Annotated in this window: 13 protein-coding genes; 6 read left to right on the top strand and 7 right to left on the bottom strand. The window is 74.8% G+C overall.

The annotated features are described in order from the left end of the window. Positions 1-31 precede the first annotated feature (31 nt). Positions 32-649, top strand: a complete 618-nt coding sequence (locus tag A4V12_RS12780) for a DUF4291 domain-containing protein (RefSeq protein ID WP_064069424.1) — start codon at positions 32-34, stop codon at positions 647-649. Here A4V12_RS12780 and A4V12_RS39745 read toward each other — a convergent pair. Continuing rightward, on the bottom strand, positions 646-1,863 hold the full coding sequence (locus A4V12_RS39745; RefSeq protein WP_064069425.1) for a S8 family peptidase: 1,218 nt from the start codon (positions 1,861-1,863) through the stop codon (positions 646-648). The genes A4V12_RS12780 and A4V12_RS39745 overlap by 4 nt on opposite strands. A gap of 84 nt (positions 1,864-1,947) precedes the next feature. Next, the gene (locus A4V12_RS12790) at positions 1,948-2,370 is read right to left on the bottom strand and encodes a GNAT family N-acetyltransferase (protein ID WP_064069426.1); all 423 of its coding nucleotides are present in this window, start codon (positions 2,368-2,370) and stop codon (positions 1,948-1,950) included. Positions 2,371-2,493: 123 nt separating this feature from the next. On the opposite strand from A4V12_RS12790, the gene A4V12_RS12795 reads away from it, so the two are divergent. Both A4V12_RS12795 and A4V12_RS12800 read left to right on the top strand, forming a co-directional pair. Continuing rightward, the gene (locus A4V12_RS12795; RefSeq protein WP_064069427.1) at positions 2,494-5,280 is read left to right on the top strand and encodes an alpha/beta fold hydrolase; all 2,787 of its coding nucleotides are present in this window, start codon (positions 2,494-2,496) and stop codon (positions 5,278-5,280) included. Continuing rightward, positions 5,277-6,134, top strand: a complete 858-nt coding sequence (locus A4V12_RS12800) for an ABC transporter permease (protein WP_064069428.1) — start codon at positions 5,277-5,279, stop codon at positions 6,132-6,134. Before A4V12_RS12795 ends, A4V12_RS12800 begins: the two co-directional genes overlap by 4 nt. Before the next feature lie 11 nt (positions 6,135-6,145). Here A4V12_RS12800 and A4V12_RS12805 read toward each other — a convergent pair whose 3' ends face one another. Further along, positions 6,146-6,775 (bottom strand): helix-turn-helix transcriptional regulator, encoded by a 630-nt coding sequence (locus A4V12_RS12805; RefSeq protein ID WP_234372162.1) that lies wholly within the window; start codon positions 6,773-6,775, stop codon positions 6,146-6,148. 349 nt (positions 6,776-7,124) lie between these two features. Between A4V12_RS12805 and A4V12_RS12810 the strand changes: the two genes are divergently transcribed. The 3 genes from A4V12_RS12810 to A4V12_RS12820 all read left to right on the top strand — a co-directional run bounded on the left by A4V12_RS12810 (position 7,125) and on the right by A4V12_RS12820 (position 9,076). Further along, positions 7,125-7,586, top strand: coding sequence for a DUF1772 domain-containing protein (locus A4V12_RS12810; RefSeq protein WP_064069430.1), 462 nt, complete (start codon positions 7,125-7,127; stop codon positions 7,584-7,586). Positions 7,587-7,705: 119 nt separating this feature from the next. Further along, positions 7,706-8,410 (top strand): DUF4142 domain-containing protein, encoded by a 705-nt coding sequence (locus A4V12_RS12815; protein ID WP_234372163.1) that lies wholly within the window; start codon positions 7,706-7,708, stop codon positions 8,408-8,410. Between the two features lie 6 nt (positions 8,411-8,416). Further along, the gene (locus A4V12_RS12820; protein ID WP_064069431.1) at positions 8,417-9,076 is read left to right on the top strand and encodes a class F sortase; all 660 of its coding nucleotides are present in this window, start codon (positions 8,417-8,419) and stop codon (positions 9,074-9,076) included. Positions 9,077-9,090: 14 nt separating this feature from the next. Here the strand turns inward: A4V12_RS12820 and A4V12_RS12825 are convergent, their stop codons facing one another. The 4 genes from A4V12_RS12825 to A4V12_RS12840 form a co-directional block, all read right to left on the bottom strand. Beyond that, positions 9,091-10,029 (bottom strand): ACP S-malonyltransferase, encoded by a 939-nt coding sequence (locus tag A4V12_RS12825; RefSeq protein ID WP_064069432.1) that lies wholly within the window; start codon positions 10,027-10,029, stop codon positions 9,091-9,093. Positions 10,030-10,099: 70 nt separating this feature from the next. Next, positions 10,100-10,804 (bottom strand): SDR family oxidoreductase, encoded by a 705-nt coding sequence (locus A4V12_RS12830; RefSeq protein ID WP_064069433.1) that lies wholly within the window; start codon positions 10,802-10,804, stop codon positions 10,100-10,102. Continuing rightward, complete coding sequence (locus A4V12_RS12835) at positions 10,801-11,505, bottom strand: HAD-IA family hydrolase (protein WP_064069434.1); 705 nt, start codon at positions 11,503-11,505, stop codon at positions 10,801-10,803. The genes A4V12_RS12830 and A4V12_RS12835 overlap by 4 nt, the downstream gene beginning before the upstream one ends. Further along, entirely contained in the window at positions 11,502-12,617 is a 1,116-nt protein-coding gene (locus A4V12_RS12840) for an AfsA-related hotdog domain-containing protein (protein WP_159028865.1), read from the bottom strand. Before A4V12_RS12840 ends, A4V12_RS12835 begins: the two co-directional genes overlap by 4 nt. Positions 12,618-12,725: the final 108 nt, after the last annotated feature.

Genomic DNA, 12,725 nt, shown 5'->3' on the forward strand with positions numbered 1-12,725 from the left:
CGACCGGGGCCGGCCGTCGATCCTTGCCGGGATGAACGACGACGAACCGAAGTACCGCATCCGCGCCCTCCACACCGACGACACGATCACCGTCTACCAGGCGTACGCGCCCGCGATCGGCGGCCCCGCCGCCCGCACGGGCCGCTTCCCGGCCTCGTGGAAGCGCGAGCGGATGACGTGGATCAAGCCGAGCTTCCTGTGGATGATGTACCGCTGCGGCTGGGCCACCAAGCAGGACCAGGAGACCGTCCTGGCCGTCGAGATCACCCGCGAGGGCTTCGAATGGGCGCTGCGCCACGCCTGCCTCTCGCACTACGTGCGCGGCTTCCACCCCGACCAGGACGCCTGGAAGCGGCAGCTGCGCCGCTCCCCGGCCCGCGTGCAATGGGACCCGGAGCGGGACCGGCACCTGGCGCCGCTGCCGTACCGCTCGCTCCAGCTGGGCCTCGCGGGCGAGGCGTCCGCCCGGTACGCCGACGAGTGGACGGTGTCCATACGGGACGTGACACCGCTCGCCCGCGAGATCCACGGGCTCGTCCGGGCCGGGGACGTGGAGGGTGCGGAGCGGCTGATGCCCGAGGAGCGCCCCTACCCGGCGGGTGCGGAACTCCTCGGGCATCTGGTCCCCGAAGGGTCGGACACGACCTAGAACCGCGAGTGGAGCAGCCTGTCCGGGGAGCCCGGGAGCGCGTTGCGCACCTTGCCGCTCGTGGCGTCGTCCACCAGGGCGTCGCGTACCTGCGCCGGGGAGGCCGTGGGGTGTTCCGCCAGGTACAGGGCGGCCACGCCGGCCGCGTGGGGCGCCGCCATCGACGTACCGGAGAGGGTGCTCGTCGCCGTGTCGCCGGTGCGCCAGGCCGAGGTGACCTTCACTCCCGGCGCGAAGAGGTCCACGCAGGTGCCGTAGTTGGAGAAGGAGGCCCGGCGGTCCGTGTCGTCCGTGGCGCCGACGGTGACGGCCCCCGGGACACGGGCGGGGGAGGTGTTGCAGGCGTTCTCGGGCAGCCCGAGGACGTTGCCGTTGCCCGCCGCGACGGTGTACGAGACGCCCGAGGCGATCGACCGCTCGACGGCGTCGTCGAGGGAGGTGTTCACACCGCCGCCCAGGCTCATGTTGGCGACCGCCGGCTTCACGGCGTTCGCCGTCACCCAGTCCACGCCCGCGATGACCCCGGCCGTCGTGCCCGAGCCGTCGCAGTCCAGGACGCGCACGGCGACGAGTCGGGCGGCCTTCGCCACCCCGTGGGTCGTGCCGCCGACCGTCCCGGCGACATGCGTGCCGTGGCCCTGGCAGTCCTGCCCGTTCTGCCCGCCGCCGACGGTGTCGGTGCCGACCACGGCCCGGCCCCCGAACTCGCGGTGCGAGGTGCGGATCCCGGTGTCGATGATGTACGCGTGCACGCCGGACGCCGTGCCGTCGTAGGCGTACGTCCCGGACAGCGGCAGGTCGCGCTGGTCGACCCGGTCCAGGCCCCAGGTGGCGCCCGGCTGGACGGTGCTGACGCGGACGGTGCGGTCCTGCTCGACGTACGCGACCCGGGGGTCGGCGGCGAGGGCGGCCGCCCGCGCCCTCGACATGCCGGCGGAGAAGCCGTCGAGCGCGCTGCGGTACTCGTGGCGGGGGGTGACGCCGAGGTCCGCGGCGCGGGTGGAGCCGTCCTTGAGGACGACGATCCAGCTGCCGGCCACGGCGGTTGCGGCGGGTGCGAGGCGGAGGTCGCCGATCGGCCCGGCGTGCGCGGCGGGGGAGGCGGCGGTCTGCAGACCGGCCGCGAGGGCGACGGCGGAGACCAGCGCGGCGGCGCGGCGCGGGGGTACGGGGCGCGGGAACACGGCGCGGAGCCTGCGGGAGGGTGCGCTCATCTCGGCGGCACCTGACCTTTCTTCGTCCGGACGGCCCCACAGCGTCCCGACTGGTCATGTACCGCACAAGAGTGGTCGGCGGGCCTACCCCGCTTCGTCGCCGAACCCCCACGTGAGCATGGCGAATTCTCCATCGTCCCCGGCACCGGCCGAGCGGTACGTCGCCAGCGCCGGATCGTTGTCCGTGTCCACCCCGACCCACATGCCGTAACAGCCGCGCTCCCGGGCGACGGCGGCCAGCGCCCGCGTCAGCTCCCGCCCGATGCCCCGACGGCGGTACGGCTCGTCCACGGACAGCTCGTACAGGCACATCTCCGCGCCCTTGTCCGGGTGCAGCATCTCCACGCCCGACACCATCCCGGCCGCCACGCCGTCGACGTGGGCGATCAGCATCAGGTGGCCGGGTGCCGCCAGGAAACGCGCGGCCCACTCGGGGCGCGCCGGGCCGTCGTACAGGTGCTCCGCCCCCAGGAGTTCGTCGACGGTCGTCGCGCGGCGGATCTCCATGCCTGGTCCTCCCGTGTACCGCGGTTGCTGTACGGCGACGGTAGTGCGTACACCTCAGGAAGGCCTCCGAGTTCCGCCGTGCGGCAGCCGAGGGGCCCCGGCGCGGCGCTTAGGGTTTCAGGCATGCAGATCCGAATCCCCCGCCGCTGGGCGGCCGCCACGGCCGCGGCCGCCGTGCTGCTCGCGGGCGCCGGCACGTGGACGGCCGTGGCCTCGGACGACGACGCCGCCCCCCGCCGCGAGGACAGAGTGCTGGAGATGCCGGGAGCGAGGATCGACACCTCCTTCTTCACCTCCGGCCCCGACGACGCCCGCCGCCCCGCCGTGCTCCTCGGGCACGGCTTCGGCGGCACCAAGGAGGACGTGCGCGCCCAGGCCGAGAAACTGGCACGGGACGGGTACGCGGTGCTGACCTGGTCCGCGCGCGGCTTCGGGGCCTCGACGGGGCGCATCGGGCTCAACGACCCGGACTTCGAGGTCAAGGACGTCTCCCGGCTGATCGACTGGCTCGCGAAGCGCCCCGAGGTCCGGCTGGACGGGGCGGGCGACCCCCGGGTCGGCGTCTCGGGCGTGTCGTACGGCGGGGCGGTCTCGCTGCTCGCGGCCGGGTACGACGCGCGGGTGGACGCCATCGCCCCCCAGATCACGTACTGGAACCTGGCGGACGCCTTCTTCCCGGACGGCGTCTTCAAGAAGCTGTGGGCCGGCATCTTCTTCACCACCGGCACGGTGGCGTCGTCGGACCAGCCCCCGGGCCGTGCGCCCGGCGAGGGCGACCAGCCCCCGGGCCGCGCGCCCGGCCAGGACGAGGCGCCGGCCGGGGGCGGCGGCGGGGCGGCACCGGCCCGGGGCGGGGCCGCCGCGGCCGCCGGCCGGCAGGCCGAGCCCACCGCCGCCTGCGGACGGTTCCAGGACGCACTGTGCGCCATGTACGAACGGGTCGCTGTCACCGGCGAGCCGGACGCCGCCGCCCGGGCACTGCTGGAGGCGCGCAGCCCCTCCGCCGTCGGCGACCGCATCAAGGTGCCCACGCTCGTCGTCCAGGGTCAGTCCGACTCCCTCTTCCCGCTCTCCCACGCCGACCGCATCGCCGGAGCCGTCCGTGCCAACGGCGCCCCCGTCGCCGTCGACTGGATCGCCGGCGGCCACGACGGCGGCGACCGGGAGACCGAGCGCGTCCAGGCACGCATCGGCTCCTGGTTCGACCGGTACCTCAAGGACGACAAGGGCGCCGACACCGGACCCGCCTTCCGGGTCAGCCGCTCCGGCGGGGTCGACACCACCGACGGCCGAGCCCGGCTGCGCGGCGCCACCGGCGACAGCTACCCCGGTCTGCGCGCCGGGGACCGCGCCATCGCCCTCACCGGCCGCCCGCAGAGCTTCCGCAACCCGGCCGGGGCCACCCCGCCCGCCATCTCCGCCGTCCCGGGCCTCGGCGGAGGCCTCGCCCAGCTGTCGTCGCTCGGCGTCGGCCTCTCCCTCGACTTCCCCGGCCAGCACGCCCGCTTCGAGTCCCGGCCCCTCACCGCACCGCTGCGCATCACCGGTTCGCCGACCGTCCGCGTCACCGTCACCTCCGACACCGGCGAGGCGGTCCTCTTCGCCAAGGTGTACGACGTCGGCCCCGACGGCCGCCGGCAGGTGCTGCCCGCCCAGCTGGTCGCCCCGGTCCGGGTCGGGGGCGCCGGGAAGGGCAGGACGGTCGAGCTGACGCTGCCGGCCATCGACCACGAGGTGGAGGCCGGGCACCGGCTGCGTCTCGTCCTCGCCGCCACCGACCTGGGCCATGCCTCCCCCGCCGCCCCGGCGACCTACACCGTCGCCGTGGCCGGCCCCCTCTCCGTACCGACCGCGCCCGGTGTGCGCACCGAGGGCTCCGGCCTGCCCTGGTGGGTGTGGGGCATGCCGGCCGCCGGCGTCCTGATCGCCGCGGCCCTGCTGCTCACCGCCCGCCGCCGCACCACCGCGCCCGCCCCCGACCCCGACCTCGCCGACGTACCGCTCCAGATCACCGGACTGACCAAGAAGTACGCCAAGTCCGCCGACCGGTACGCCGTGCGGGACCTGTCCTTCCGGGTCGAGAAGGGCCAGGTCCTCGGCCTCCTCGGCCCGAACGGCGCCGGCAAGACCACCACCCTGCGCATGCTGATGGGCCTGATCACCCCCGACGACGGTGAGATCCGCGTCTTCGGGCACGCCATCCGGCCGGGTGCGCCGGTCCTGTCCCGGGTCGGGGCCTTCGTCGAGGGCGCCGGCTTCCTGCCGCACCTCTCCGGGCGGGAGAACCTGGAGCTGTACTGGCGCGCCACCGGCCGCCCCGCCGCCGACGCCCACCTCGACGAGGCCCTGGAGATCGCCGGTCTCGGCGACGCCCTCGCCCGCGCGGTGCGCACCTACTCGCAGGGCATGCGGCAGCGGCTCGCCATCGCCCAGGCCATGCTGGGGCTCCCCGACCTCCTCATCCTCGACGAGCCGACCAACGGCCTCGACCCGCCGCAGATCCGCGAGATGCGGGACGTGATGATCCGGTACGCGGCCGGGGGCCGGACCGTCATCGTCTCCAGCCACCTGCTGTCCGAGGTCGAGCAGACCTGCACGCACCTGGTCGTCATGGACCGCGGCCGGCTCGTGCAGGCGGGCCCGGTCGCCGAGATCACCGGCGCGGGCGACACCCTGCTCGTCACCACGGCCGGTGACGTGCCCGAACCGCTGATCGACAAGGTGGGCGCCCTGCCGGGCATCGGCTCGGTGGTGCGCACGGACGGCGGGCTGTTGGTGCGGCTGGACGGCGCCACCGCGACCGGTCTGATCGCGGAACTCGTCCGGCTGGACGTGCCGGTGACCGGCGTCGGCCCGCACCGCCGCCTGGAGGACGCGTTCCTCACCCTGATCGGAGGAGCATCCGCATGAGCGCCCTGGTCCAGTCCGCGCCCGGTTACCGGGCCCGGCACACCCTGCCGCTGCGCGTCGAGGCCGTACGCCAGTTGAAGCGGCGCCGCACCCTCGTCATGGGGGCGATCCTGGCCGCCCTGCCCTTCGTGCTGATCGCCGCCTTCGCCATCGGCGGCACCCCGGACGGGCGCGGCAACGACCGGATCACCCTGATGGACACGGCGACGGCGTCCGGCGCGAACTTCGCCGCGACATGCCTGTTCGTGTCGGCCGGCTTCCTGCTGGTGGTGCCGGTGGCGCTGTTCTGCGGCGACACCGTGGCGTCCGAGGCCAGTTGGTCCTCGCTGCGCTACCTGCTGGCCGCACCCGTGCCGCGGTCCCGGCTGCTGTGGTCCAAGCTGGCCGTGGGCCTCGGCTTCAGCGCGGCGGCGATGCTGCTGCTGCCGCTGGTGGCCCTCGCCGCCGGGTCCGTCGCCTACGGCTGGGGCCCGCTGCAACTGCCCACCGGCGGCTCCCTGGCCGCGGCGGACAGCGTGCCGCGCCTCGCGCTGGTCGTCGCGTTCGTCTTCGTCTCGCAACTGGTCACGGCGGGCCTCGCCTTCTGGTTGTCGACCCGGACGGACGCCCCGCTCGGCGCGGTCGGCGGCGCGGTCGGACTGACGATCATCGGGAACGTGCTGGACGCGGTGACGGCGCTCGGCTCCTGGCGCGAGTTCCTGCCCGCGCACTGGCAGTTCGCCTGGGCGGACGCGCTCCAGCCGCAACTGGAGTGGAGCGGCATGCTCAAGGGGTCGGCGGTGTCGGTGACCTACGCCCTGATCCTGTTCGCGCTCGCCTTCCGGGGCTTCGCCCGCAAGGACATCGTCTCCTAGGCACGACCTGGTCAGAGCCAGCCGCGACGAGCCGCTTCCGCTCCCGCCCGGAAGCGGCTCGTCGTGCCGAGGGCCGCGAGCAGTTCGCCCACACGACGGCTGTACGTGCGCCCCGATATGCCCAGTCGCGCGGCGGCGGTCTCGTCGGTGAGCCCCGCCAGCAGGGCCTCCAGCACCGGCCGCAGGTGCGGGGGGAGCGCGCCGGGCGGCAGCGGCCGCGCCGGAACCTCGTCGCCCGTCTCCCACCAGGCGTGATGGGCCCGCACCAGGGCCTGCACCACGACCGGGTCCCGGATCAGCAGCAGCCCGTTGTAGAGCAGTTCGAGGTCGAGGGGTATGACCGCGACCGTGCGGTCCACCACGATCATCTTGAAGGGGATGGACTGCGTCAGCCGGGCCCGCCCCGGCAGGTGCGCCGCCCCGGCCGTGTCCGCGGCGGTGACCCTGGACAGCGCGTGCCGGGGCACGATCTGACGCACCGTCGCCACCCGCTGCGCCGCCGTGCGCACACAGGTGCCGGCCAGTTCCAGGAACGGCTCGGGGATCGGCAGGCCCAGGCAGGCGGCCGGATCGTCGAAGGTCAGCACCTCATGGCGGGCGGACTCGGTGAGCGCGGCGAGCGTCGCGCAGATCTGTCTCACCCCTCGCACCGGCTGCCCGGCCGGGCGAGGTGCCTGCTGCGGCACGGCACGCACCGGTGTCGCCTCTCTTAAGGCCGCTCGGCCGAGCACGGAGCCCGGAACGTTCGTCACGGCTGACCACCCCCGCCATCCCCTGGGAACGTACGCAACTCCATGTACGCATGCGACTGCGTACGGTGACAAGGGCGTGTTCACGGGTTGGCGAGTCCAAGCCAAGTGCTGCGCCGGGCCTCACCGGCAGCTCGCCCGGCCGGCCGGCCGCCCCGCCCCCCGGCCCGCCGCCGGACCGCCGTCCGGCCGGTCGTCCACAGCCCCTGACACGTGTTCGAGCGCCTGCCATCATGACCGCATGCCGACGCTGCTGCTCGCCCTCGCGGTCGTATCCACCGGCCTGTACGCCGGGTTCATGCTGATCTTCCTGACCGGCATCATGCCCGCGCTGGCCCGGCTGACGGACGAGGAGTTCGTGACGGTCATGCGGCGCGTCAACGAGTACGTGCCCCGCGCGGTCTTCCTCACCGTCTTCGCGGGCGCCGTGGTGTTCCCCGCCCTGGCGCTCGCCGTGCCGGCCGAGGGCGGGCCCGGCGGCCGGCGGTGGCTCGTCCTCGCCGGGCTGGTGTGCGCGGCGCTCAACCACCTGGTCACCGTCGCCGGGAACGTGCCGCTCAACAACGCCCTCGCCGCCGCGGGGGACGGGGAACCCGGCCCCGCGCGAGCGGCCTTCGAATCCCGCTGGAACGCCCTCCACCTGCTCCGCACGCTGCTGGTCACCGCGTCGTTCGCCCTCCTGGTCACCGCCTCGCTCGGCTGACCGGCCGTGCGCCGTTTGCAGTACGGGAAGTGGCGCCCGGCACCGCGCCGTGTCCGGATGGTCACGTGACCCTCGCGGCGGGGGTCACCCACCGACCGACGAGAAACGGACGACGACACGTGACCCGCACCCACCGTTGGGCCGCCACGGCCTTCACCTGCCTGGCCCTGACCGGCATAGCCGCCGGTCCCGCCCTCGCCTCGGCGCCCGCCGACGGCTCCGCCCCCGCCACCGACGCGGCGTTCCTGCGCGCCTCCCACCAAGGCAACCTGACCGAGATCGCGGCAGGCAAGGACGCCCAGAAGAACGCCACCACCGACTGTGTGAAGCACGTGGGCAAGGTGCTCGTCCGCGACCACACCAAGCTGGACGCGGCCACCCGGGCCCTCGCCGACAAGCAGGGCGTCGACCTGCCCGTCGCGCCCTCCAAGGAACAGCAGGAAACGCTCGCGGACATCATGTCCAAGGCGGGCACCAAGGCCTACGACGCGGCATGGCTCACCGCCCAGGCCGCCGCCCACGAGAAGACCCTCGCCCGTATCGACCACCAGGTCGCCCACGGCAAGAACGCCGAGGTCACCGCCGCCGCCAAGGCCGCGCGCCCGGTCGTCGCCATGCACCTGGACATGGTGCGCGGCGGGAAGTGCCACGCCGCGGCCGCACCCAGGGCCATCCACGCCGGCAACGGCGGACAGGTCGCCACGTCCCTCGCGGCCGACGTCCCGGTCGCGCTCGCCGTGCCCGCCGTGGCGCTCGGCGGCGTCCTGGTGGCCGGCGGAGCGTTCTGGGCCGCCTCCCGCATGCGCCGCCACGACAACCGCTGAACACCGGTGGACGCTTGGCCGCGTCACGAGCCCGGTCCGGGCCGCACGCTGGTCCGGACCGGGCTCGCGGCGGCCGCCACGGCCGTCGTGGCGTGCCTCTTCCCGTTCTTCCCGGCCCCCGGGCGGGCCCCCGACGCGGGCACCCTGCCGGGGTCGGCCGCCGCACCGCCGGCCGCCGTCACGGGCACGGCGCCGAGGACACCGGCGTACTCCCCGCCCGTCTCCCTGGCCGTCCCGGGCCATCTGCGCGGCACGCCGGTCGACCCGGTCACCGCCGACGCGACCGGGGCGATGGCCGTCCCCGAGTCGCCCGAGCGCCTCGGGTGGTGGGCCCTCGGCGCGCCGCCCGGCGCCGTCCGCGGCACCGTGCTGCTGGCGGGCCACCTCGACTCGGCCGGCGAGGGCGCGGGCCCCTTCGAGGCCCTCCACGACGTGCCGCTCGGCACCCGCGCGCAGGTCACCGCGGCCGACGGGACGCGGCACACCTACCGCATCGTGGCCCGGCGCACGCACCCCAAGAAGGCGCTGCCGACGGACCTGTTCACCACCGGCGGCACCCCGCGCCTGGTCCTCGTCACCTGCACCGGCGACTTCGACCCCGACGCGCACGCGTACGCGGAGAACCTGGTCCTCTACGGCGAGCCGGACGGACCGCCCCGCCGCTGACCACCGGGCGCCCGTCAGGCGGCCGGGGCCAGATCGGTCAGGGGGTCGGCGAACGTGTCCCGGGACACCGCCGGGACGGTGGCCTTGGCCAGGGCGGCGAGGGTCCGGCCCGGACCGATCTCCAGGAGCCGGTCGCAGGCCAGTTCCAGGGTCAGCGTGCGCAGGGTGTCCGACCAGCGGACCGGCGCCGTGAGCTGGCGGCGCAGCAGGTCGGCCCACTCGGGCCCGCCGCGGTGGGCCCGGGCGTCGACGTTGGCCACCACCGGGGTGTGCCCCGGCATGAACCGGACCGTGGCGAGGGCCTCCGCGAAGCGCTCGGCCGCCCCGGCCATCAGCGGGGTGTGGAACGCCCCGCCGACGGCGAGCGGCACGACCTTCACCGCGCCCGCCCGCTCGGCCGCCCGCGCGCACCGCTCGACGTCCGCCGACCGGCCCGCGAGCACCGTCTGCCGCGGCGAGTTGTGGTTGGCCACCCACACCTGCCCGCCCCGCTCCCTGAGCGCGGCCGCCAGGCCCTCCGCCCGGGCGGCGTCGAGGCCCAGGACGGCCGCCATCGAGCCCGGCACGCGCTCGCAGGCCTCCCGCATCGCCAGCCCGCGCGCCAGGATCAGCCGCACCGCGTCCTGCGGGTCCAGGACCCCGGCCGCCACGAGCGCCGTGTACTCGCCCAGGCTGTGCCCGGCGCACGCGCCCGGCAGGGTCACCAGCGGGTGCTCGCGCCGCAGTTCGGTCCAGGCCACCAGGGCCAGGGCGAACGTGGCGAGCTGGGCGTTGTCGGTGCGCCGCAGCGTCTCGGTGTCGGCGTCCAGGAGGAGGGCGGCGACGTCCCGGCCCGCCGCGTCGGACACCTCCTCCACCACCGCCCAGGCGGGCCGGCGGGTCCAGGGCAGGCCCATGCCCGGGCGCTGGACACCCTGGCCGGGGAACGTCAGCGCCAGTCGGGGCGTCGCCATCGGATGCGTACTCCTTCCAGCCGTGGGGGACCGGCGGGAGCGCCGGCCGGCGCCCCGCCCCGTCGCGGGTTCAGCAACCGACACCACCGCCTCCGGTGACCGGGATGTTCGCCCCCGTCACGTAGGAGGAGCCGTCGCCCGCCAGGAAGCGGACCACCTCGGCCACCTCCTGCGGGGTGCCCGTCCGGTTCAGGGCGGTCTCGCTCAGCAGCTGCTTCATCCGGGCACCGGTGACGCCCTCGGCCATGTCGGTGGCGATGATGCCGGGGGAGACGGTGTTGGCGGTGATGTTGCGCGGCCCGAGCTCCTTGGCCAGCGAGCGCGCCAGGCCGATCAGGGCCGCCTTGGACGCCGCGTAGTTGGCCTGCCCGGGGGCGCCCGCGGTGCCGGTGGTGGAGGAGACGTAGATCAGCCGGCCCCAGCGGGCCTTGAGCATCCCCGGCACGACCTGCTGCGTCACCCGGACGGCACCCATCAGGTTGGTGTCGACGACGGAGCCGAACGTCTCCTCCGACATGGACAGCAGCAGCCCGTCGCGGGTGATGCCGGCGTTGGACACCAGCACCTCCACCGGACCCTGCTGGATGGTGACCTCCTCGACGGCGCGGGCGACGGCCTCGCTGTCGGTGACGTCGCACCGCACGCCGAACAGACCGGCCGGCGGCTCGCCCGAACGGTAGGTGACGGCCACCTTGTCGCCCGCGTCGGCGAGGGCCCGCGCCACGGCGAGGCCTATGCCCCGGTTGCCTCCGGTGACCAGTACGGAACGACTCATGCCATCTCCTCGGTGCGGGTGTGTGCGGTGGTGGTCGGGTGGAGCAGGGCCTTCAGGCGGTCCGCCGCCTCGGCCGCGCCGGTGAAGTGCAGGGTCTGCCAGCCGGCGGCCGCGGCCCCCTCGCAGTTCGCGGCCAGGTCGTCCACGAGCAGGCAGTGCCGGGGCTCGACCCCGGCCCGCTCGGCGGCGAGCGCGAACATGGGCGCCGAGGGCTTGCGGTGGCCCACCTCGAAGGAGAGCAGGACGTCGTCGAACAGCTCGGCGGGGTCGACCATGCGGCGCCAGTGGGCGTCCCAGGTCGGCACCATGTTGGAGATCAGCCCGACGAACGCCCCGGCCCGCCGCGCCTCGCGCAGGGCCCGTACCCAGGTGTGGTTGGTCTCCCGGCCGTCGAACCAGTCGTCGGCGAGCGTGGTCAGGCCGAGGGCGGTGCCGTACTCCTCGGTGAGCACCGCGTCGACCATGCCGAGCCACTCCCGCTCGGTGACCAGCGGGGTGTCGATCGGCTCCATCACGTCCTCGGTGCCGAAGGAGGCGGTGACCACGCCGATCGCGTGGCCGAGCCGCTCCACGGAGATGTTCTTGCGGGCGCAGAACGTGGCGAGGGTGTGGCTGATCGGCGGGGTGAGGACGCCGCCGAAGTCGGTCCACACGGCCCGGACGGCGACGGCGCCCGGCGCAGGGGGAGCGAGGGGCGTCATGCGGCGTCCCCGAGCGTCCGGGCCGCGCCGGCCGGCGCCGTCCGCAGCGTGGTGGTGATCTCCGCGACCGGCGAGTCGCCGTGCGCGAAGGCGACCGAGAAGGTCTCGCCGTCCCCGGCCGGTGTGGCGGTGGCCGTGAGCGGCTCGTCCAGCTCTGCGTACCGGGCGAAGACCGCCTCGATGCCGACCAGCCGGGACGCGCGCCGCGCCCGCTCGCCGAGCGAGACCAGCGCCAGCTGGTGGGCGGCCTCGGTCAGCACCATCGCCGGCAGGTGGTCGTAGGCGTGGTCGAACAGCGACCGGTTGCCGAAACGGGGGGTGACCTGCGCGGAGACGGTGTTCCCCACACGTATGGGATGGGACAGCAGTACGTTCAGCGGGTGCACGCGGCCTACCTCTTCGGGGTCGATCCGGAACGTGTCCGGGCTGTCGGTGCAGTCGGCGCTCGACGGCGCGGGGGTGCCCCGCTGGGCGTGCCGGAGCGCCTCGTGGGAGTCGTGCCGCAGGAACGCGGCGTGCATGGTGTGCCTGCCGACCGGCTCGCCGTCCAGGTGGAAGTCCTGCACGACGCTGCCGCGCCGCCAGGTGCCGTTCCGGGTGGGGCGGCCCTCGAAGCGGCTGTCGATGAGCAGTTCGCCGGGGCGGTCGCCGATCAGCAGCGCCGCCGAGTCGGTCAGTTCCAGCCGGAAGTTGTCCACGATCATGGCCGTGCCCGCGGCCATGCCCAGGTGCGTGTGCGAACCGTGGATGGCGGCCTGCCGGGCCGCTTCGAGCAGGAGCAGCGGGTCGTGCCGGGCGGGCAGCTGGACGTGGTCGTTGTAGTAGGCGTGCGACAGCGGCAGTTGGGCCGCCGCGAGGACGCGCCGCTCGCCGATCGCCCGTACGTCGGTGAGGAACACCTCGGAGACCGCCGCCCGGTGCACCAGAGCCCGGTCCACCGTCCGCGCGAAGCCGAGTTCCGCCTCCTCGAGGCCGGGCGCGGCCTCCGTGCCGTCCCGTCCCGTCTCCGTGCCGCCCCGTCCCGCCTCCGCGGCGGCGCCGGGCGCGGCCCCCGTGAAGCCGTGGACGGCTCCGGCCCCCACCCGGGCGACTTCTTCTGTGGCTGCCCGCATAAGCAATTCTCCCTTTCCCGAACCCGGCCGTGTTTCTTCCCGGTCGATGAAACCCCACAACAGCCGGATCAGGGGCGGACATTGCACGTCAGTGGTGTGCCGATACGC

It is taken from the genome of Streptomyces noursei, from assembly GCF_001646665.1.
Lineage (GTDB): Bacteria > Actinomycetota > Actinomycetes > Streptomycetales > Streptomycetaceae > Streptomyces > Streptomyces lavendulocolor.